The following is a 21,504-nucleotide window of genomic DNA, read 5'->3' as shown; positions in this document are numbered from 1 at the left end:
AATTTGGTGCATAACGGCAGCGATTACTTGAGGCTGCCCGAGAGGAATTGTTGCAAACGTTCTGATTGCGGATTCACCAGCACTTCGCGCGGGTTGCCACTTTCTTCAACCACGCCTTTGTGCAGGAACACCAACTGGTTCGACACTTCACGGGCGAAGCCCATTTCGTGCGTCACCACGACCATGGTGCGACCTTCCTGAGCCAGCGCTTGCATCACCTTCAGCACGTCGCCAACCAATTCAGGGTCGAGGGCCGAGGTCGGTTCGTCGAACAGCATCACCTCAGGTTCCATCGCCAGCGCACGGGCGATCGCCACGCGCTGCTGCTCGCCACCGGACATGTGGCCCGGGAACGCATCTTTACGATGGGCCACGCCGACCTTGTTCAGGTAGTACTCGGCTTTTTCGCGCGCTTCGTACTTGGGTACGCCGAGCACGTGAACCGGCGCTTCCATGATGTTTTCAATCGCGGTCATGTGCGACCACAGGTTGAAATGCTGGAACACCATCGACAGGCGCGAACGCATGCGTTGCAGCTGCTTCGGATCAGCGGCTTTCAGCGCGCCGTCCTTGTTCGCCACCAGTTTCAGCTCTTCGTTGTTGAGCAGAATCTTGCCCGCGTGCGGCTGCTCGAGCAGGTTGATGCAGCGCAGGAAAGTACTTTTGCCGGAGCCACTGGAGCCGATGATGCTGATCACATCGCCAGCTGCCGCTTTCAGGGACACGCCCTTGAGCACTTCGTGACTGCCATAGCGTTTATGCAGGTCTTGGACTTCAAGTTTGTACATGCGGTCGGTTCTCACAAAAACAGTCAGTCAGTCGTTGAGCAAGCGCCCGTGACGCAGCGCTTCGCGCCCCGCCACCTTGGCCAGCCAGAAACCGGGTTGGGCATAGCGCAGCCGTTCAATGGCAAACAGCACCCCGGAGGTACGCAGCACACACCGTGCTGACCCGATCGGACACAGGATCAATCACTTCAAAAATCTCGTCGCCCGCCTCGACCCACTCGCCGGGCTTGCGCAGAAAACTTACGACGCCGGGATGGGGTGCGAGGAGCAATTCGGTGCCTTCGAACGGCATGCCTTCGCACGCTTCGTGCGCAGGATTCGGCCACTCGCCGGTGATCAAACCTTGCTCGGCGAGGAACGCCAGAATGCCTTCAGCATACGCCTCAGCCTCAGCGCGACCGGTGTCGGCCTGGCCGCCCAGCTCAATCGTCGTCGCCAGACACGCCAGCGGAATCTGCGCATCGGGGAACTGCCGCGACAGACGCAACCACGGCAACGAGCAAGCCTCATCGAACGAGCTGCCGCCGGAATCTTCCGCGAGCAAACCGACGCGAACATTCAGGTGTGCGGCCAGCGAACGCCACTGCGGCCAGTGCTGCGGCAACGCATACATGTGCAGTGCGGCCTCGGCATCGCAATGCAGATCAAGCACCACATCGGCGGTGCAGGCATGGCTGAGCAACACACGCTGCATGCCTTGCAACTGGCTGCTCGCCTCCGGCAATGCCGCCAGATGATCGGCCATCGCCTGACGAATCAGGCGCACATTGGCGTGCGGATCATCACCGAGACTGTCAGCCAAAGCGGCCGCAACCGGCGCGCTCAGCTCAACGAAATCACGGTTGAAATTCTTGCCGCTGCCTGCCTCGAAACGCCCCTGATGATTGCCTTGCAGCAATTGCCCAAGGCCCAACGGGTTGGCGACCGGTACCAGCTCGATAACACCGTTGAGCAAGCCTTTGGCTTCGAGTTCGCCGAGGCGCTTTTTCAGCTCCCAAGCGGTGCGCATACCCGGCAATTCATCAGCGTGCAGGCTGGCCTGAATGTAGGCCTTGCGCTCGCCATGACCGAAGCGGAACACGGAAATCTTGCGCTCGCTGCCCAGATGGCTCCACGGCAAAACGTGGTCGATGCGTTCCATATCAATGCTTCCGCGGGGCGAGGTAGCTCAACCAGCGACGCTCGGCCAGCTTGAACAGCTTGACCAGAATGAACGTCAGGCAGAGGTAGAAAACGCCAGCGGTGATGTACGCCTCGAACGGCAGATAGTACTGCGCGTTGACGGTACGGGCTGCGCCGGTAATGTCGATCAAAGTCACGATGGACGCCAGACTGGTGGTCTGCAGCATCATGATCACTTCGTTGCTGTACTGCGGCAGTGCCCGGCGCAGGGCCGATGGCAGCAGAATGCGTTTGTACAGTTTGAAGCGCGACATGCCCATGGCTTTCGCCGCTTCGATCTCACCGTTCGGCGTGGCTTTGAGGCTGCCGGCGATGATTTCAGCGGTGTAGGCGCTGGTGTTGACCGCGAAGGCCAGGCACGCGCAGAACGTTGCGCTGGACAGCCATGGCCACAAAAAGCTTTCGCGTACCGCTTCGAACTGCGCCAGACCGTAGTAGATCAGAAACAGTTGCACCAGCATCGGCGTGCCACGGATCACGTAGGTGTAAAGCCACGCGGCACCGTTGACCACCGGATTTTTCGAGACGCGCATCAGCCCCAGCGGCAGTGCCGCCAGCAGACCGAAAAACAGCGAGAGCGCGAGCAATTTGAGGGTGGTCAACAGCCCGCCGAGGTACAGCGGCATCGCCTCCCAAATGACGTTGTAGTCGAAGATCATAGATCAGCCGCCCTTACGCCTACCGAGTAGCGCTTCTCAAGTTGACGCAATGCCAGCAACGAGACGCTGGTGATCACCAGGTACATCGCCGCCACTGCGAGGAAGAAGGTGAAAGGTTCGCGGGTGGCATCTGCCGCCTGCTTGGCCTTGAACATCATGTCTTGCAGACCGACCACGGAAATCAGCGCGGTGGCCTTGGTCAGTACCAGCCAGTTGTTGGTGAAACCCGGAATCGCCAGACGAATCATCTGCGGCACCATCACCCGGAAGAACACCTGAAAACTGCTCATGCCGTACGCCATGCCGGCTTCGGCCTGGCCCTTGGGGATCGCCATGAACGCGCCACGGAAGGTTTCCGACAAGTACGCACCGAAGATGAAACCGAGGGTGCCGATACCGGCGGCCAACGGGTTCAGGTCGATGTAATCGTTGAAGCCGAGCAGCGGCGCAACGCGGTTGAGCAAGTCCTGACCGCCGTAGAAGATCAGCAGGATCAGCACCAGATCGGGAATCCCGCGAATAACCGTGGAATACAGATCGCCCAGCCAGGCCAGCCAGCGCACTGGCGACAGGCGCAACGCGACACCGATCAGCCCGAGAACGATGGCCAGAGCCATGGACGACAAGGCGAGCTGAAGCGTCAGCCATGCGCCATCGAGGATGACAGCCCCGTAGCCTTTCAACATGATTCAGGTCCGTCGAAAGTTGGGATGAAAAAATGGCGCAAACCTCAGAGATCCTGTTGCTTGCGCCATTTCGGACTTGTCGCAGAGACGTGTTACTTGCCGTAGATATCGAAGGCGAAGTACTTGTCCTGGATTGCTTTGTATTTGCCGTTTTCGCGGATGGCCGCGATGGCAGCGTTGATCTTGTCTTTCAGGGCGTCGCCCTTACGAACAGCGATGCCTACGCCGTCGCCGAAGTATTTGACGTCGGTGAACGCAGGACCGACGAACGCGAAGCCTTTACCGGCGTCGGTTTTCAGGAAACCGTCGTCCAGCAGGGTTGCGTCAGCCACGGTACCGTCGAGGCGACCGGCAGCCACGTCGAGGTAGATTTCGTTCTGCGAGCCGTACGGCTTGATCTCGGCACCCAGTGGAGCCAGCACTTCGCGGGCGAAACGTTCGTGGATCGAACCACGTTGTACGCCGATGTTCTTGCCTTTCAGCTCGCTCAGGTTTTCGCTGACCTGAGTGCCGGCCTTCATGACCAGACGTGCCGGGGTGTTGTAGTACTTGTTGGTGAAGTCGACCGACTTCTTGCGGTCTTCAGTGATCGACATCGACGACAGGATCGCGTCGATCTTGCGCACTTTCAGTGCCGGGATCAGACCGTCGAACTCTTGCTCGACCCACACACACTTGACCTGCATCTGCTCGCACAGAGCGTTGCCGATGTCGTAGTCGAAACCAACGATGCTGCCGTCCGGTGCTTTCGAAGCGAACGGAGGGTAAGCCGCTTCGATACCGATTTTCAGAGGTTTTTCGTCAGCGAAGGCATTCAGCGACAGCACGGACAGTGCCAGGGCGCCAAGCAGCACAAGTTTCTTCATCTTGGGACTCCATCGGTAAAGGGCAAAAACGGCAGAGTGAGCGACAGCCCAATATGCGAATGGGTGAATCGGGAAATCGGTTGCTGCATCGGTGGGAAATTCCCCATTGAAACCTGGAGAGATTTCAACATCAGCCACGATGAGCGAGTGATCGGCATTCTAACGACAGGCCCGAAGTCGATATTTCTTCAATGCGACAACTAATTACAGATGCACAGAGAAACCCGCTTGAGCACGTTGACAGCCTTGCAAATTCATGCAAGAGCGAAAGACAGTGAACCGATCTATGCTGCAAATTGCGGGCCTATTATTCGCAAACCCTTCTAATCCGGCAAGCGCAGCGTTGTGTCTTATTTTTCACCGGGGGTTTGGAGGCTCTAAAACGGGGCGATGCGTTTCCCAATGCCCCGCTCCAGGGCACGCGGTTACACATTCGGTTACGTGGAAGGCGGCGGGTAACAGTAGGAAAGGGCTTACGGCTCTGGTCGATAATTATTGGCTGGGCCGCTGATCGTTCCCACGCTCTGCGTGGGAATGCCTCCCTCGACGCTCTGCGTCGGCTTCTGGGACGCAGAGCGTCCCTTGCTGCATTCCCACGCAGAGCGTGGGAACGATCAGATCGCGAGCAGGCTCACTCCTACAGTTGATCGCGTTTCTTCAGGTGGAATGCGATCCCTGTAGGAGTGAGCCTGCTCGCGAAGGGGCCGGCATGACCGCTACAAACCCTACAGACACAAAAAAGCCCCACCCGGCATTCACCGGACAGGGCTCCTATGCATCTACCGCTTAAGCCACATTCATCGTCTTGTGCGTATCAATCAAATGCTGCACCACACCCGGATCCGCCAGCGTCGAGATATCCCCCAACCCGTCGTATTCCGCCGTGGCAATCTTGCGCAGAATGCGGCGCATGATCTTGCCCGAGCGCGTCTTCGGCAGCCCCGGCGCCCACTGGATCACATCCGGCGAAGCAATTGGCCCGATCTCTTTGCGCACCCAGTTTTTCAGCTCCAGACGCAACTGCTCGGTCGGCTCCTCGCCATTCTTCAACGTGACATAGACATAAATGCCCTGCCCCTTGATGTCATGCGGAACCCCAACCACCGCCGCCTCAGCGACTTTCGGATGCGCAACCATCGCGCTCTCGATCTCGGCCGTGCCCATGCGGTGACCGGACACGTTGAGCACGTCATCGACACGCCCGGTGATCCAGTAATAACCATCGGCATCACGGCGCGCGCCATCACCGGTGAAGTACATGCCACGGAACGTCTTGAAGTAGGTATCGACGAAACGATCGTGATCGCCATACAGCGTGCGCGCCTGACCTGGCCACGAATCGAGAATCACTAGATTGCCTTCAGCCTCGCCCTCAATAATGTTACCGAGGTTGTCGACCAGCGCCGGCACCACACCGAAGAACGGACGCGCCGCCGAACCCGGCTTCAGCGCATGCGCACCCGGCAGCGGGCTCATCATGTTGCCGCCGGTTTCGGTCTGCCACCAGGTATCAACGATCGGGCAACGCGACTTGCCGACATTCTTGTAGTACCAATCCCAGGCTTCCGGGTTGATCGGCTCGCCGACCGAACCGAGCAGACGCAGACTGCTGCCATCCGCGCCTTCAACCGCAGCCTGACCCGAGGCCATCATCGCGCGGATCGCGGTCGGTGCGGTGTAGAGGATGTTGACCTTATGCTTGTCGATGATCTTCGCCACCCGGGTGATGTCCGGATAGTTCGGCACGCCTTCGAACAGCAGCGTGGTCGCGCCATTGGCCAGCGGGCCGTAGACGATGTAGCTGTGGCCGGTGACCCAGCCGACGTCGGCGGTGCACCAGTAAACTTCGCCCGGACGGTAGTCGAACACGCGCTCGTGGGTCATCGCCGCGTACAGCAGATAACCGCCGGTGGTGTGTTGCACGCCCTTCGGCTTGCCGGTCGAGCCGGAGGTATAAAGGATGAACAGCGCTTCTTCCGCGCCCATTTCTTTCGGCGCGCAAACGGTGCCCGCCACTTTCATCAGGTCTTCGTACCAGATGTCGCGATGCTGGTTCCACTTGATGTCGCCACCGGTGCGCTTGCAGACGATGACTTTCTGAATGCTGCTGGTTTCCGGGTTGGTCAGCGCGTCGTCGACGTTGGCCTTGAGGGAGATTTTCTTGCCGGCACGGATGCCTTCGTCAGCGGTGATCACCACTTTCGATTTGCAGTCGATGATGCGACCGGCCAGGGCTTCTGGCGAGAAACCACCGAACACCACCGAGTGAATCGCGCCGATCCGGGTGCAGGCCAGCATGGCGACCACGGCTTCGGGAATCATCGGCATATAAATGGTCACCACGTCGCCGCGGTGCACGTCCTGACCACGCAGGGCGTTGGCCAGTTTGCACACTTGTTCGTGCAGTTCGCGGTAGGTGATGTTGCGGCTCTCGGAAGGATCGTCGCCTTCCCAGATGATCGCCACTTGATCGCCTCGCTCGGCCAGATGACGGTCGAGGCAGTTGTAGGAAACGTTCAGGGTGCCGTCGGCAAACCATTTGATGTCGACGTGGTGATCGTCGAAAGAAGTCTGTTTCACCGTGGTGAAAGGCTTGATCCAGTCGAGGCGCTTGGCTTGCTCACGCCAGAAGCCGTCAGGGTTGACGACCGACTGCTGGTACATGGCTTTGTAGGTCGCCTCGTCAGTCAGCGTGTTAGCCAAAACCTCGGGACGAACGGGATACAGAGAAGCCGCACTCATCTTTCTTACCTCGGTGTAATAGTTGTTTTTGTATGACCCTGTTGTAACGGGGCCGGGCCCATAGAACCATTCGACGATGGTAGTAACAACCCCTCGCCCACCCACGATGGCCCGTGTACGGACCTGCCGAAGGCTGCGATCTTTTGACCTTGCCTCTAAAAACCCAAGTCAAAAGATCGCAGCCTTCGGCAGCTCCTACGGGGGATTGAGGTGTTTTTTGGGGGATTGTTACCAAATATGTGAAAAGTGTTTATCAAAACCCGGTCTGTTTACCCCTACTCCACCTCCCTAGAATTCACCTCGCCGACAAGGCAAACGCGATTAACAACGTTACAGCCCCCACGAAGGCCGTTAATCCAGCTCTCAAGTAACAACCGCAAACGATGAAGTTCCACACGCAACCCTAAAAAGGTTGCGTGACCCCACTCGACCTCAAAAAGGTAAATTTGAAATGAAAGCTTTATTGGTTCTGGCCCTCAGCAGTCTGTGCGCAACCGCCATGGCAAACGAGGTCCCGACTGATGTCGCCCAGCAAAAACCGGCCATCGAGGAATACACTTACTCGACCCACCTGGACATCGCCAACGTTGTATCGATGAGCGAAGTTCCGAATGTCTGCGAAGTTGTGCCAATGAAAATGGAATACGACGACTCCACCGGCCAGCGCCACATCCTGCGTTACAGCGTGATGGGCAACGGCTGCACTAATTGATGATTTCAGACTGCACCGAATCGGATCTCTCAGCGCTTCATTGAGGGTCGATTCCAGCCCGGCTTCGGTCGGGCTCAGTTGTGTCTGGAGTCGGTCAAAAGGGTTGCAAAACACAAGATATAGTGAAAAACGCGGTTTTTTGCTCATTTCTTGAGCAACCAAAGCCCGACGAAAAAATTAATCAAAAAAAATTCTCAGGGGCCAATCCCAGCGAAAGCCCTGTAAACCCTCGCTCCGACAGAAATCCCCTTCCTGATCGACCGCCCTGCGCGCTTTCGCCCTCCCCCACGACCTCATTTTTTTCCCTATAATGCCGCCCTAATCGGGTTAGCAATATTCCCTTACAGGGATCAAAAGCCATTCTGAAGCCCCGCAGCAGTGTTCAACGCTGATTGCGCCCGTCAGAGGCTCTCGGAAACCCGGAAAAAATTCTGTTTTATTGCCTGCGTATAGCTGCAAAAAACGATTCCTTAAGATCCAACGCGGTCTGTACGACCGTGTGAAAAACCAACCAATCAGGTTTCACACGGGCGACAGGCCCTCACGCAGGAGACGACACGTCATGCTGAGCTGGGACGAATTCGACAAAGAAGACAGTGAAGTAGCAGCAGTGAAAGGCGCCAACGCCGGCCACGCTACTGAAGCCAACATGGATCGCCTCGACAACGCTGGCGGTGCCGCCGCGATCGAAGCCCGCGCCGTGACCGCCGACGACTCGGCCGCCGTGGCCCGCGCCAAGGCTGCACTGAACTCCCTCGACGTTGCCGAAGGCCTCGCCGAACTCGAAGGCGCCTCCGCCCGTGTCGCCGTTGACGAAAAGCGCATGATCAACTGCCGCGCCGACCTCAACCAACTCGTGCCATTCAAGTACGACTGGGCCTGGCAGAAGTATCTGGACGGTTGCGCAAACCACTGGATGCCGCAAGAAGTCAACATGACCGCCGACATCGCCCTCTGGAAAGACCCGGAAGGCCTGACCGACGACGAGCGCCGCATCGTCATGCGCAACCTCGGCTTCTTCTCTACCGCCGACTCCCTGGTTGCCAACAACCTGGTACTGGCCGTGTACCGCCTGATCACCAACCCGGAATGCCGCCAGTACATCCTGCGTCAGGCCTTCGAAGAGGCGATCCACACCCACGCCTACCAGTACTGCATCGAATCGCTGGCCATGGATGAAGGCGAGATCTTCAACATGTACCACGAGATCCCATCGGTCGCGAAAAAAGCAGCCTGGGGCCTGAAATACACCCGTTCGATCTCCGATCCGAAGTTCGAAACCGGCACCCCGGACACCGACAAAGAGTTGCTGCGCAACCTGATCGCCTACTACTGCGTTCTGGAAGGCATCTTCTTCTACTGCGGCTTCACCCAAATCCTCTCCATGGGCCGCCGTAACAAAATGACCGGCGTCGCCGAGCAGTTCCAGTACATCCTGCGCGACGAATCCATGCACCTGAACTTCGGCATCGACGTGATCAACCAGATCAAAATCGAAAACCCACATTTGTGGGATGCTGAGATGAAGGAAGAAGCGACCCAGATGATTCTGCAGGGTACGCAGCTGGAGATTGAATACGCACGTGACACCATGCCTCGCGGGGTGTTGGGTATGAACGCGGCGATGATGGAGGATTATCTGAAGTTCATCGCTAACCGTCGTTTGAGCCAGATTGGTTTGAAGGAAGAGTATCCAGGGACGACTAACCCGTTCCCTTGGATGAGCGAGATTATGGACTTGAAGAAAGAGAAGAATTTCTTTGAGACTCGTGTGATCGAATACCAAACTGGTGGTGCGTTGAGCTGGGACTAATAGTCTCGCTTGGCACGATTTGACGATTGCGGTTTGAGTCGGCGAGTCGAGAAAGCAAAAAGCCCCGATCTGATCGGGGCTTTTTTATGGGCGATTGGTAATCATATTTACGCCTACGTCACAGCGTTCAATCTCCTACAGCACTTACAGTCGCTTCCCATTGAAGCCTGCCACGAGCACTACTAAGCTCTATCGCAGGTGCCTAAGAAACGCCCAACGTAGAAAGCTTGGTCAGTGACACAGACGCGTAATTCGTCGGTGGCAACTGCTCTGCTCGTTGGGATTTCTTAAGTCCGCTCTACGTTGGGGTCAGGCCCTCTCAAAATCTAAAACGTAGAGGTCATAGATATGCCTTATCCATGCTCGGTAACCGTCTTCTCTCGCCACAAACTTTCTCTGCATGCCCTCCTATTAGAGAACCAGCCTTGGTTCTCCGCTCGCGATGTTGGCCGCTTGATGGGTTTCCATCTGAATGATCGGGTGGTCAACAAGCTAGATAGCGATCAACGCCGCGTCATGTGGATTGAGTACTTTCGAGAACCTGAACAGCATCTGATGCTCAGTGAATCTGGGGTGTATGCGTTGTTGGTCTATCACTACGTTCCGGGGAATCGGTTGTTGCGGGAGTGGCTGACCAATGAGGTAGTGCCAACCTTGCGGGATGCTGCAGATTCAGGAGATTCGAATCGGCCAATGTTGAGCTTGTTGGATTGGCCGGAGATGTCTTTGAGTTTGCTGCATTGGCAAGATGAGGGCTGGATTCGGCTTCGGGATATGCCTTACCTGTTGAACGACCAAAAACCTCGGCGGGCTAAGGAAGGAAAACCTTGGTGGCGAAGGGTTTCGCAGGTGTTTCACTTCTCGAAGCACTCGATGGGCTAGGGATGGATATGTAGGATCGCGCAGGATTCGTCGCTTTTTTTCTGTAGGATTTTTCGTAGACAGATGTGATGGCCACTCAGTATCGTCCGAGGGTTTTCAACCCTCGGCGATTGTATGGACACGGATAAAAGTAATAGCGATTGGAGTGAGGTCGAGATTCAGGCGGCAGTCGATGCCTATCTCAAGATGCTTGCACGCGAGCAGAGCGGCCAGAAATTCGTCAAAACTGAGGAAAATCGAATCCTGCGTGAAGGCCCGTTAGCCGGTCGGACTAAAGGCTCTGTCGAGTTCCGGATGCAAAACATCTCTACCGTGCTGGTCGAAATGGGTAGACAGCGTATTGAAGGTTACAAACCTGCACAGAATGTTGGTGCGAATGTAGCGCGCAGCATCCGGAAGGCACTTGATGCTTCTACTGTTCTGACGCCTGAAGACTCTGAGCCCGCTGCGGACGAAATATTGCTGGAACAACGCGCCGCTAAGTTTGAGCGGAAGCAATTTGATTACGTCCCCAAAGGTAGAAAAACACCTCTCCAAACGACGTCCACCAGAAAAGTTTACTTTCGTGATCCTGAATTGAGGGGCTGGGTTCGGCAGCAGGCCAATGGGATTTGCGAAGGTTGTGGCAAAGTTTCGCCATTTAAAAAGGATGGGAAACCATTTCTGGAAGTTCATCACGTTAAGCATATGGCACAAGAAGGATCAGACCAGCCTTCGAATGTCGTGGCGCTGTGTCCTAACTGCCACCAACGTTGTCACCATTCGGACGACAGAGCGGAATTCACAGCTTGGCTTTATGACAACGTTGGAAGACTTGAAGAGGAATAATTTCGGTTTATCTGACTAACTGCATTGGCTGATCTTGGGGCAGCTTCGCTGCCCATCGGGGATAAATCCCCTCACCACAATTGAAACGTGTTGCTGCCGGGCGGGTGTCTGGATTCGGTAATGAGTTGATACCGCCAAGCGTCAGCAGCCTGGCTCCCACAAATCCCGCACCATCCTGAAAACAATCAGTGCAACCTACCCCGCCTCCCGCTATTAATACCCCTCCCCCACTCAAGGATCCGAGCCCCACCATGAAATTCGATCTCGCCTACTGCCTCAGCCTCGACGACAAACTGTCGATCTATGACGTTCGCGATCTCAATTTCGATGAGACGGTGGCGTTCGACTCGACGAAGGAACACTTCCAGTGCCCCAACGATGCCTGTCGTTCGGCGTTCGAGGCGTCCAACGAGCTGGGCACGTTCAACGCCAAGAACGTGAATTACGTGCGCACGCCGCACTTCAAGAATCTGCCCACTACGCAGCATGTGGCGGGTTGTCCGTATGTGAGTTTGAAGGCTTCAGCGTCTGGCGTTGAGACGGCGGATGGAGAGGTGGATGACGGGCGTGAGGAGCACTTCCCATCGGAGTTGTTGCTGACCCGGCGTGAGTATGTGCGCAAGCCTGTCGCGCCAGCGGGGGCGGCGGATGTTTTGCGCGATGATCCGGTGCGGGTGGCGGTGGACGGTGGTAAAGAGTCGACGGGTCGTGAGTCGGCGCCGGACAAGACCAGTGTGTTTGCGCATCCGGTGGAGTGTTTTGTTTCGAACTTCGCCGACAAGGATTTGCTCAAGCGGATGCCGTTGAAGGTCGGCGAGCATTCGGCGCCGTACAGTTCGTTCTTCAAGAAGGTTGAGTATCTGACGGACAACAAGGGGCTGATTTACTGGGGGCGGATCAAGAAGATCGAGGACTTCCACAGTGCCAGTTTTCGTATCGATTTCGAGGACAAGGTCTGGTTCAAGAAGCCCGAGGACAGTAAGAAGAAGCCGTATCCGGTCAGCGTTTATCTGAACAAGAAGCTGATCGACAACTACCGCAAGCGCAAGGCGTTTCTGGAAGAGATCAAGCACGCGGTGGATAGCGACAAGGCGTTGTTCTGTTTCTTCTATGGGGTGACGCCGGAGTTGAAACAGGTGCCCGGCAAGAAGAACCCCGAAAAGCCTTTCGAGGTCTTCAATGCCAATATCGAGAACCTGGATCACTTTATTATTCGGGAAGCGCCGGGGCTGGAGTGACGGTTAGCCTTGGGGTAGTTGCAGGTTGACGGCGCCAGCAGGCTGGCTATGTCGGGATACAGAACTGCTGGAGCGACGCTCATACTGCTCAGCATTCCCCCCCTGCAACATACGAGCGTGATAACTGATGACTTCGCGCCCGAGTTGCTCAAGCATGGGCTGCACCCTAGCGCCTATGACAAGCATTGATCTCTCGCCACGCCTCCAGACGTCGCTTCAAGGCACGTTCGATACCCGCCTCATCAACAGCGCAATATTCACGCAACCAGTGAGCGACCATTTCGACATTCGGCCAGTACACTTCTTTCTGACCTTTGCTGCTTCTGGGCGTGTCATTCATCGCGGCATCGAAACCAATGGCTGCCCGTTCACCCGGTGGTAAACAGCCCGACTCAGATGCACTGCCTTGGAAATACCAGGCAATTTCATCAATGTGTTTTTGCGCACTGCGATGGCTACGTCGATAAAACCTGTAATCGTGACAGCCTTGATCCATGCGCTCCGGCATGACACCGGCATCGACCCAATCCATGAAGCCGTGATTGATCGCATCGCGGATTAATCCTTCACGCCAACGATCAGCAAACCAGGCAACGAAACCTTCTGCGTCGGCTTTTTTCGCCTCGGCGAAGACCATGCAGTAACGGGTTTTCACATGGATAACCAACAATACGTGCTTACGTTGCACCGTGATCGCATGAACTAGCCAGTGCTCTACGGAATTGCTGGCCTCGTCATCTTCAATGGCTTTCGACGGCGGTTTGTTGTCCACCAGCGTGATTTTTTTGCCCTTGTGGACACGGCTGAAAAACTTGCTGGCGGCTTCGGTGCAATTGAAGATCAACATGCGTTTTCTCTTTTGAATACTGAGGCCATCTTAGATCAACCGGGTATCCACTTCACTGATCTCGTGCCCTTCCCAGTGTCGCCTGAAGGAAAGCTACCCACACGGTGTCGGAGTTTTCTGCAACGTCCCAACATGCGTCAAACACTCCCACAGCCGACGGAGCAGTTACCCGTAAGCTTGCCTACCTTCGATCGTTCTTGCGCCCGCAGACCGGGACGAGTTTCAGCGAGCAGCGACGACTCGGTCAGGCACCGTCCGTCTGGTTGGAGGCGGCGAATCAGGGAAAATCAAAAAATGCGTTTGATCCCGGCCGAAAACAACTGTACAAAAACACAGTATATTTTCAATCAGCACTCTTGAGCCCGGAGCACACCATGGCCACTTCTGCGATGAACCTCATTCTCGAACATATCGCGCTTTTCCAATTCACCCCGACGCACTGCGTGCAGGCCCGAGCCATGCTGGGCTGGAGCGTTGAGCAGTTGTCGCGTGAGGCCCAGGTGTCTGTCGAAGACATTCAGCGGTTTGAGGCGCAGCAGGATGTGGCCGATGCGGCGCGGCTGGCGTTGGCGTATCGCTTGGAAGCGCAGGGGTTGGTGTTTTTTCCCGGGTTCGCGCCGGGGCGTAAATTGAATCCCCAGGCTATGCAGCAGAACGCTGTCGAGCGTGGGGATTTTGCTCAGGTTGGATGATTACTTGAAGGCAGGATGGCGCAGTTCGGCCGAGGCTTGTTCATAGCTGTAGGCCATGGCGAACAGTTGCGGTTCGCTCCAGGCTTTGCCGAAAAAGAATACCGAGGTCGGCAGTCCGTCATCGTCCATGCCCGATGGCACAGTGATCGCTGGATAGCCGGCGACGGCAGCGGCGAACTGCGAGTAGCCGTCGGCCTCGGCAACCATTGCGTCGAGATTGTGTTCTTGCAGTTGCTCGTCGATGGCGCCTTTGAATTTTTCGCTGATGGTTGCGAGCGAGGTGCGTGCCTGATCATGGGTCATGTCCATATCGTTGATCGCTTCGAGCATGGCTTGTCCGTGACCTTCGTCGCCGGGATTGGCTTTGTTGAAGTCGATCAACGCTTGCAGCGACTGGATTGGCAGGTCGGGACGGCTTGCGAAGTATTCCGGCAATTCGTGTTTCATCCCACCCATCAGGCTGGGGATGTAACCATCGATGTCCGGCAAGCGAACCGTCACGGGCACGATCGTGGCGCCTTGTTCCTGCATTGCAGCCATTGCCATTAGAAATTCGACGCCGGGTGTCAGAGGCGTACCGTTTGTGCCGACATAGGCAACTGGATAGCCGATGCGTTTGCCTTGCAGGGCGTCGTTACTCAGCAACGCGGTGTAATCGATTCCTGTCGGTGTGCCGGAGGTGGCCGAGTCCGCCGCATCGATGCCTTGCATGAGGTTGATGGTCAGCGCCGCATCGCGAACGGTTCGGCTGAGGGTACCCGGAGTGTCTTGCAGTCGAGTGATCGGTACGATCCCGGATCGGCTTAATAGGCCGAGAGTCGGTTTCACGCCAACCACACCATTAGCCGAGGCCGGGCAAGTGATCGAACCATTGGTTTCGGTGCCCAAGGAAATCGGGGCGTAACCTGCTGCGACGGCAGAGGCGGAACCGGAGCTGGAGCCGCAAGTGCTTTCACTCGCCAGATGTGGGTTTTTCCCTTGGCCACCGCGACCGCTCCAGCCATGCGGCAGATCCATGTCCCGCACGTAAGCCCATTCACTCATGTTGGTTTTGCCCAACACAATCGCGCCAGCATCCCGTAATTGCTTAACCACGAAAGCATCAGCGGCAGCCGGCTGACCGACCATCGCCAAAGAACCCGCGCTGGTTTGCAGACTGTCGGCGGTATCGAAGTTGTCTTTGAGCAGCACGGGAATGCCATGCAACGCACCCCGCGTCTGACCTGCTGCGCGCTCTTCATCCAGTGCCTTGGCGATATCGAGCGCTTGCGGGTTGAGCTCGATAACGGCGTGAAGGGTCGGGCCTTGTTTGTCCAGGTCTGCGATTCGCTGCGTGAGGTGCTCAACCAGTGCGACGGCAGTCAGTTCATTGTTCGCCATCAGGGTGCCGAGTTCAGTAACGCTGGCGTATTCGAGTTCGGTATTCGCGGTGGCGGTGTTGGCAACGGTTGTGGCTGTCAGCGAAATCAGAATTGCTTGCGCCAGCGTGTTTACGCGGCGTTTGAAGGGGTGTTTCATGTGGATCATCCTTGTATGAAAAAACGCGAGTGACTCATTCACTCGCGATACAGCCTACCGACACCGTCAGAAAGAGCTGTCAGCAACAAGGACAATCAGCAGTAGGAAAAGTCAGCCTGACTTGTAGCCGCTACACGGGGCGGAGGCTTTTTCTGACGTGATTTCTTCCAGGTTCAACCACCACGCACTCCCCCGCTGCGGCTGCGCCAGATTAAACGCCTCGCCCATCTGCGGCGTCGTGATCGTCACACTGCGCTCCCACGCCAGCGCGAGGATTCGGTCGAACGGTTCGTGCCAAGCATGCATGGCCAGGTCGAACGTGCCGTTGTGGATTGGAAATAGCCAGCGGCCCTTGAGGTCGATGTGCGCTTGCAGGGTTTGTTCCGGTTGCATGTGCACGTGTGGCCATTCGACGTTGTAGGCGCCGGTTTCCATCAGGGTCAGGTCGAACGGGCCGTATTCTTCGCCGATGCGTTTGAAGCCGTCGAAGTAGCCGCTGTCGCCGCTGAAGAAGATCCGCGTGTCTGCGTCGATCATCACCCACGACGCCCAGAGTGTGCTGTTGCCGTCGAACAGGCCTCGACCGGAGAAGTGTTGCGACGGGGTGGCGATGAAGCGGATACCGGCGATTTCGCTGCCTTGCCACCAGTCGTACTGGCGTACTTTGCTGGCGTCGATGCCCCATTTGATCAGGGTGTCGCCGACGCCGAGCGGGGTCAGGAAGTAGTTGGTTTTTTCAGCGAGTTTGAGTACGGCTTGGTAGTCGAGGTGGTCGTAGTGGTTGTGCGACAGGATCACCGCTTCGATCGGCGGCAATTGATCGATGCTGATCGGTGGCTGGTGAAAACGTTTCGGGCCGGCCCATTGCACGGGCGAGGCGCGCTCGGCGAAGACCGGGTCGGTGATCCAGAATTTATCGCGCAGTTTCAACAGCAGGGTCGAATGGCCGAGGCGATAGACGCTGTGGTTCGGCGCCGCCAACAGGTCTTCGCGGGTCAGCGTTTGCACCGGGATCGGCGCGGCTGGCCGGGTGTCGCGGGGTTTGTGGAAGATCATATTCCACATGATCCGCAGCATTTTGCGCAGGCCTTCACGCTGCACCGGCGCGTGGTTGCGGAACAGCCCTTGAGCCTGGCGTGAGGCTTCGGGTGTTGAAGCGGGATTTGAGTTGGCCATGACTGAGTGACTCCTGAAAAACCGGGGAATTCACGGCGTTTCACGGTGGGACGATAAATGGCCAAGGCTGCACGCACAGGCCGAACTGTCTGTTTTTTAGGTTGCGAGGATTAACGCAATATTACACTGAGCGGTGTAGTTTCTAGGTTGCATCAAACACGATGACAAGTAAACTACCGAGTGTAATTTCATTCACTTCCTGCCGAAGCTTACTTATGACAGCTCCACAGCGCCTCACCGACCGTAAACGCGAAGCCATTATTCAGGCGGCGATCGCCGAATTTCGTGCCAACGGGTTCGAGGTCACCAGCATGGATAAGATCGCCGCGACGGCGGGTGTGTCGAAGCGCACGGTGTACAACCATTTCCCCAGCAAGGAAGAGTTGTTCGCCGAGATTCTGAATCAATTGTGGGCGCGGATCAGCGCAGAAATGCGCGAACCGTATTGCGCCGACAAACCTTTGCGCGAGCAGCTGCGGCAGATGCTGTTGGCCAAATTGCAGATGATGGCCGACGACAATTTCCTCGGCCTGGCGCGGGTCGCGATTGCCGCCACCATTCATTCCCCGGAGCGTGCGCAGAACATGGTGGCGCGCATGGGCGAACGTGAAGAAGGCCTGACGGTGTGGATTCGTGCAGCGGTGGCCGACGGTCGATTGAAGCCTGTCGATCCGGAATTCGCCGCGCATCAGGTGCAAGGGCTGCTGAAGTCGTTTGGCTTCTGGCCACAGATTTCCATGGGCCAACCGCCGCTGGATGCCGAGATGCAGAACACCGTCGTTGAATCGGCTCTGGACATGTTTCTCGGCTGCTATCAGCTTTAAGTCGCCGCTCTCCTGCGTGAGCCATCGATTAATGGCTCGGAAGGACACTGATCATTCCCGTTGGAATAAATGACAATGTCCGACAATCGACCGACAGACGGTCGACCTGAGGAAATATACTGCAAAGTATTTCAGGACGAATCTCGCGCAGGACACCATGGAAAACAATCGCGGCAAAGGCTTGTCATTCGCCAGACGTATTTACCTGCCCCGGATCATCGGTCTGGGCGTCGGGTTTTTCTGTGTCGGCGCCGCGCTGTATCCGCTGAACATGCCGGGCTGGATCTGGGCACTGTTGCTGTTTAACGGCTTTGCCTGGCCGCATCTGGCGTATCAGATCTCCACGCGCTCTGCGTTCCCCTATCAGGCCGAGCGCCGCAACATGCTTTATGACTCGCTGTGCGGCGGGTTCTGGGCGGCGAGTTTTCAGTTCAATCCGCTGGCGACCGTGACCATTCTGTCGATGATGACCATGAACAACGTGGCGGCCGGCGGCCAGCGCTTGTTCGTGTTTGGCGCCCTCGCCCAACTCGTCGGCGTGTTGCTGGGCTGGTCGATCTTCGGTTTCAAATTCAGTCTGACGATGACACAGGCGCAAGTCTGGGCCTGCTTGCCGATGCTCACCTTGTATCCGCTGGCGCTGGGCGTGGTTTGTTATCGACTGGCGATCAAACTGTCCCAGCATAAACGTGCGTTGAGTGCGCTCAGCCGAACCGACAGCCTGACCGGTCTGCTCAATCACGGCGCCTGGAAAGACCTGCTGCATCTGAAGTTTCAGCAGTGCCGTCAGCACAATACGCAAGCCACATTGGCGTTGATCGATATCGATCATTTCAAAGTGATCAACGACAGTTATGGGCACATCGTTGGCGATGCGGCGCTGCGTCAATTGAGTCTGGAGCTCAAGCGTGTGCTCGATGATTATGAGTTGGCCGGGCGTTATGGCGGGGATGAGTTTTGCGTGATTCTGCCGACGTTGCCATTGGCCAAAGCCGAGGTGCTGATGGAGCAATTGCGCGAGGCGCTGGAGCAGTATCGCCATCCGGATGTGCCGGATTTGCGGGTGAATTTGAGTATTGGCCTGGCGCGCTATCAGGCCGGGTATAAGGACGCGGTGGATTGGCTGGAGGATGCGGACAAGGCGTTGTATACGGCGAAACATACGGGGCGTAATACGATCAGTGTCGCATTGGCGCACGACGCCAGAGTTTGAGGGACCGTGGCGCCGCCTTCGCGAGCAAGCCCGCTCCCACAATTTGACCGAGTTTCATCAGTAGGAATGCAGTTCAAATGTGGGAGCGAGCCTGCTCGCGAAGGGGCCAGCAGCATCGACGCAAGACTATAGTGATGCACAGCCACCCAACCCCGCCGAGCCCATCATGACCCCTGACCCATCGGAAAAACCCACCACCGACCCCACCGATCACCTGCGCTTCCATCGCCCCCACGCCCACCTCGCCACCACGTTCGGCAACGACACCTTCGCCTTGCGCGCCGAGGCCTTTGCGCGGTTCTTCGGCACGCCGACATTTCTCGGCGCGCAAACCCTGATCGTGTTGCTGTGGGTGTGCCTCAACGTTTTCGGCGTGACCACGTTCGACGTTTACCCGTTCATCCTGCTCAACCTCGCGTTCAGCCTGCAATCGGCCTACGCCGCGCCGCTGATTCTGCTCGCGCAAACCCGCCAGGCCGCGCGCGACAAGGCGCAATCCGACGCCGACGCCCAGCACCGTGAAGACCTCGCGCGAGCTAACACTGAGCGCCAGGCTCAAGCGGCACAGAACACTGCGCAGTTACTGGAATTGCTGGAGCAAAACACCCGCCTCACTGAAATGACCAAAAGCCTGACCGAGCGCATCGAAAGTCTCACCAGCGAGATGCACGATCACATGCGCCAGTCTGCGCAGCGCTGATCACGGCAGACGCAGCGCCCGCCCAAGTTCATCGAACAGCGTGACCACCGAGCGCAACGCCCGGCAATCCGGACGGGTCAGCAGCCACAGCGCGGTGTCGTAACCGTGCAACGGTTCGCTCAAGGCTTGCAGGTCATCGCCCATCAGAAAATCCGGCAATGCCGCCACACCGAGCCCGGCGCGCACCAACTCCGTCACCGAGAGGATGCTGTTGCAGCGATAACCCGGCACCACGCCGGGCAAGTGCTGACGGCGCCAGGCGATGGTCGGGTGATCGGGCAGAAAGTCATCCGGGGCGATCCAGGTCAGCGCGGCCAGATCTGTAGGATCGACGTTCTGCAGATAGCGCGGACTGGCACAAACCCTGTAGGAAATCTTCGCCAGTTGCCGTCCGACCAAGTGCTCCGGCGGTGTGCGTGTCAGACGCAGGGCAATGTCGGCATCACGGCGGCTGAGGTTGGCGAAGTCGTTGGAGGTGCTCAGTTCGATGGTCAGCGCCGGGTAGTTGGGCATGAACTGCGCCAGCGCCGGCAGCAGCAGGCCTTGCAGTACCGAGTCGGTGCAGGTCAGACGCACCGTGCCGCTGATCACTTCACCGCCCTGCTCCACGCCAATGCGCGCGGCTTCGAGGGCCTGCTCGGCGCGTTCGGCCTGCTCGGCGAGGTTCTGTGCGAGGGTGGTCGGCAGGTAACCGGCGCGGCTTTTTTCGAAGAGTTGCTGGCCGAGCGCGGCTTCGAGACGGCGCACGGCGCGGAACACGGTGGAGACGTCTACTTTTAACAGCTGAGACGCGCGGGCCAGAGAGCCGCCGCGCACTAAAGCGAGGATAAGGGCCAGATCGGGGTAGTCGAGCTGATAGTGCGCCGCTGCATTGATCACTTGGGGAAACGCCAATATTGAGTGCGTGAGCGCCAATCTATAGTGAGTGGCGTTAGCGGGCAATCACACCTTCTTCAAAGCAAACGCAAAACTCTGTGGTGAGGGGATTTATCCCCGTTCGGCTGCGAAGCAGTCGTCGCTCTTGAAATCTTGGGGCCGCTTCGTAGCCCAACGGGGATAAATCCCCTCGCCACAGGGGTTCATCGATCTATTCAAAAAGGAATTTACATGGACGCTGTTTCCATCGCCCTCATCGGCGATTACGACCCGCAGGTGACTGCCCATCAGGCCATCCCCGTCGCCCTTGGGCTGATCGCTGAACACCTCGCCCGCCCCGTGCATTTCGAATGGCTGGCCACCGACCAGATTCACGCCGATACCGCGCTGCATCGTTTCGACGGTATCTGGTGCGTCCCCGCCAGCCCTTACAAAAGCGAAGCCGGCGCTCTGCGGGCCATCCGTTTTGCCCGCGAGCAGCAGCGACCTTTCCTCGGCACCTGCGGTGGTTTTCAACATGCCGTGCTGGAATTTTCCCGCAACGTGTTGAGCTGGGCCGATGCCGAGCATGGCGAAACCTCGCCCGAATCCGAACGTGCTTTGCTCACGCCGTTGACTTGTTCGTTGGTCGAAGCGACAGACAGCATTCATCTGGTATCCGGTTCGCTGATCGCCAAGGCGTACGAAACGTCGGAAATTGAGGAAGGCTATCGCTGCCGTTACGGTGTGAATCCGCAGTTCGAGGGTGATCTTCTGAGCAATGGCCTACACGCCACAGGGCATGATTCGGTGGGGGATTTACGTGCGATCGAGCTCAAGGATCATCGGTTCTTTGTCGCAACGTTGTTCCAGCCGGAACGCGCGGCGCTCAAAGGGAAAATCCCGCCGCTGGTGCGGGCGTTTGTCGAAGCTTGCGTGGAGGCACGGCAATGACCTCGTGTTTTGCGGTGATCTTCACCTCGACGCGCACTGAGGGTGATAACGGTTATGCCGCAGCCGCCGAGCGCATGGAAGAACTGGTGAATATGCAACCGGGGTATCTAGGTGTGGAGTCGGTTCGTGGGGCGGATGGTGTCGGCATTACTGTGTCGTATTGGGAGAGTGAGGCGGCGATTCTTGCGTGGCGGCAGAATCCTGAGCATCGGGTAATTCAGGAGCGTGGGCGATCGATTTGGTATTCGAAGTTTCATACACGGGTGTGCCGGGTTGAGCGTGAGTATCGGTTTGGGCAGTGAGGGTGGTGGTGCTCTCTCGGCCGCCTT

General features: G+C 57.3%; 20 protein-coding genes and 1 pseudogene. 11 read left to right on the top strand and 10 right to left on the bottom strand.

What is annotated here, in order from left to right; genetic code table 11:
• Positions 1-23 precede the first annotated feature (23 nt).
• The 6 genes and pseudogenes from ACZZ0D_RS03790 to acs all read right to left on the bottom strand — a co-directional run bounded on the left by ACZZ0D_RS03790 (position 24) and on the right by acs (position 6,923).
• On the bottom strand, positions 24-788 hold the full coding sequence (locus tag ACZZ0D_RS03790; RefSeq protein ID WP_007912705.1) for an ABC transporter ATP-binding protein: 765 nt from the start codon (positions 786-788) through the stop codon (positions 24-26).
• Positions 789-815: 27 nt separating this feature from the next.
• Positions 816-1,929: pseudogene (locus ACZZ0D_RS03785) on the bottom strand (M14 family metallopeptidase).
• A gap of 1 nt (position 1,930) precedes the next feature.
• Positions 1,931-2,629 carry an ABC transporter permease gene (locus tag ACZZ0D_RS03780; RefSeq protein ID WP_053122875.1) on the bottom strand — a complete coding sequence of 233 codons (699 nt, stop codon included), beginning with the start codon at positions 2,627-2,629 and terminating at the stop codon, positions 1,931-1,933.
• On the bottom strand, positions 2,626-3,315 hold the full coding sequence (locus ACZZ0D_RS03775) for an ABC transporter permease (protein ID WP_053122878.1): 690 nt from the start codon (positions 3,313-3,315) through the stop codon (positions 2,626-2,628). The genes ACZZ0D_RS03780 and ACZZ0D_RS03775 overlap by 4 nt, the downstream gene beginning before the upstream one ends.
• A gap of 92 nt (positions 3,316-3,407) precedes the next feature.
• Complete coding sequence (locus ACZZ0D_RS03770; protein ID WP_158833097.1) at positions 3,408-4,181, bottom strand: ABC transporter substrate-binding protein; 774 nt, start codon at positions 4,179-4,181, stop codon at positions 3,408-3,410.
• 786 nt (positions 4,182-4,967) lie between these two features.
• Positions 4,968-6,923 (bottom strand): acetate--CoA ligase, encoded by a 1,956-nt coding sequence (gene acs, locus ACZZ0D_RS03765; RefSeq protein WP_053122882.1) that lies wholly within the window; start codon positions 6,921-6,923, stop codon positions 4,968-4,970.
• Between the two features lie 451 nt (positions 6,924-7,374).
• Between acs and ACZZ0D_RS03760 the strand changes: the two genes are divergently transcribed.
• From ACZZ0D_RS03760 to ACZZ0D_RS03740, 5 genes are all read left to right on the top strand, one after another.
• Positions 7,375-7,635: a DUF2790 domain-containing protein gene (locus tag ACZZ0D_RS03760; protein ID WP_053122884.1), complete on the top strand. Its 261-nt coding sequence runs from the start codon at positions 7,375-7,377 to the stop codon at positions 7,633-7,635.
• A gap of 562 nt (positions 7,636-8,197) precedes the next feature.
• Positions 8,198-9,448: a ribonucleotide-diphosphate reductase subunit beta gene (locus ACZZ0D_RS03755; RefSeq protein WP_064119947.1), complete on the top strand. Its 1,251-nt coding sequence runs from the start codon at positions 8,198-8,200 to the stop codon at positions 9,446-9,448.
• A gap of 348 nt (positions 9,449-9,796) precedes the next feature.
• Positions 9,797-10,330, top strand: a complete 534-nt coding sequence (locus ACZZ0D_RS03750; RefSeq protein WP_463552491.1) for a BRO-N domain-containing protein — start codon at positions 9,797-9,799, stop codon at positions 10,328-10,330.
• Positions 10,331-10,444: 114 nt separating this feature from the next.
• The gene (locus ACZZ0D_RS03745; protein WP_463552490.1) at positions 10,445-11,158 is read left to right on the top strand and encodes an HNH endonuclease; all 714 of its coding nucleotides are present in this window, start codon (positions 10,445-10,447) and stop codon (positions 11,156-11,158) included.
• A 251-nt stretch (positions 11,159-11,409) separates the two neighbouring features.
• Positions 11,410-12,396, top strand: a complete 987-nt coding sequence (locus tag ACZZ0D_RS03740; RefSeq protein WP_463552489.1) for a hypothetical protein — start codon at positions 11,410-11,412, stop codon at positions 12,394-12,396.
• A gap of 166 nt (positions 12,397-12,562) precedes the next feature.
• On the opposite strand, the gene ACZZ0D_RS03735 is transcribed toward ACZZ0D_RS03740, so the two are convergent.
• Positions 12,563-13,243 (bottom strand): DUF6933 domain-containing protein, encoded by a 681-nt coding sequence (locus ACZZ0D_RS03735; RefSeq protein ID WP_463552488.1) that lies wholly within the window; start codon positions 13,241-13,243, stop codon positions 12,563-12,565.
• Positions 13,244-13,617: 374 nt separating this feature from the next.
• On the opposite strand from ACZZ0D_RS03735, the gene ACZZ0D_RS03730 reads away from it, so the two are divergent.
• Positions 13,618-13,935: a helix-turn-helix domain-containing protein gene (locus tag ACZZ0D_RS03730; protein WP_426619290.1), complete on the top strand. Its 318-nt coding sequence runs from the start codon at positions 13,618-13,620 to the stop codon at positions 13,933-13,935.
• Here the strand turns inward: ACZZ0D_RS03730 and ACZZ0D_RS03725 are convergent, their stop codons facing one another.
• A complete protein-coding gene (locus ACZZ0D_RS03725) occupies positions 13,936-15,453 on the bottom strand; it encodes an amidase family protein (RefSeq protein WP_463552487.1) in 1,518 nt (505 codons plus the stop codon).
• A gap of 111 nt (positions 15,454-15,564) precedes the next feature.
• The gene (locus ACZZ0D_RS03720) at positions 15,565-16,629 is read right to left on the bottom strand and encodes an MBL fold metallo-hydrolase (protein ID WP_463552486.1); all 1,065 of its coding nucleotides are present in this window, start codon (positions 16,627-16,629) and stop codon (positions 15,565-15,567) included.
• A 215-nt stretch (positions 16,630-16,844) separates the two neighbouring features.
• Between ACZZ0D_RS03720 and ACZZ0D_RS03715 the strand changes: the two genes are divergently transcribed.
• From ACZZ0D_RS03715 to ACZZ0D_RS03705, 3 genes are all read left to right on the top strand, one after another.
• Positions 16,845-17,453, top strand: a complete 609-nt coding sequence (locus tag ACZZ0D_RS03715) for a TetR/AcrR family transcriptional regulator (protein ID WP_159812741.1) — start codon at positions 16,845-16,847, stop codon at positions 17,451-17,453.
• A 157-nt stretch (positions 17,454-17,610) separates the two neighbouring features.
• A complete protein-coding gene (locus tag ACZZ0D_RS03710) occupies positions 17,611-18,666 on the top strand; it encodes a diguanylate cyclase (protein ID WP_463552485.1) in 1,056 nt (351 codons plus the stop codon).
• Between the two features lie 166 nt (positions 18,667-18,832).
• Positions 18,833-19,366, top strand: coding sequence for a DUF1003 domain-containing protein (locus ACZZ0D_RS03705; protein WP_053122919.1), 534 nt, complete (start codon positions 18,833-18,835; stop codon positions 19,364-19,366).
• On the opposite strand, the gene ACZZ0D_RS03700 is transcribed toward ACZZ0D_RS03705, so the two are convergent.
• Positions 19,367-20,245 carry a LysR family transcriptional regulator gene (locus ACZZ0D_RS03700; protein WP_463554759.1) on the bottom strand — a complete coding sequence of 293 codons (879 nt, stop codon included), beginning with the start codon at positions 20,243-20,245 and terminating at the stop codon, positions 19,367-19,369.
• 228 nt (positions 20,246-20,473) lie between these two features.
• Between ACZZ0D_RS03700 and ACZZ0D_RS03695 the strand changes: the two genes are divergently transcribed.
• Positions 20,474-21,175, top strand: a complete 702-nt coding sequence (locus tag ACZZ0D_RS03695; RefSeq protein ID WP_463552484.1) for a CTP synthase C-terminal region-related (seleno)protein — start codon at positions 20,474-20,476, stop codon at positions 21,173-21,175.
• The gene (locus ACZZ0D_RS03690; protein ID WP_159812747.1) at positions 21,172-21,477 is read left to right on the top strand and encodes an antibiotic biosynthesis monooxygenase family protein; all 306 of its coding nucleotides are present in this window, start codon (positions 21,172-21,174) and stop codon (positions 21,475-21,477) included. Before ACZZ0D_RS03695 ends, ACZZ0D_RS03690 begins: the two co-directional genes overlap by 4 nt.
• Positions 21,478-21,504: the final 27 nt, after the last annotated feature.

This window comes from Pseudomonas sp. AC193, assembly GCF_979258075.1.
The sequence above is the reverse complement of the archived record's forward strand: the minus strand, read 5'-3'. Positions and strand labels throughout refer to the sequence as shown.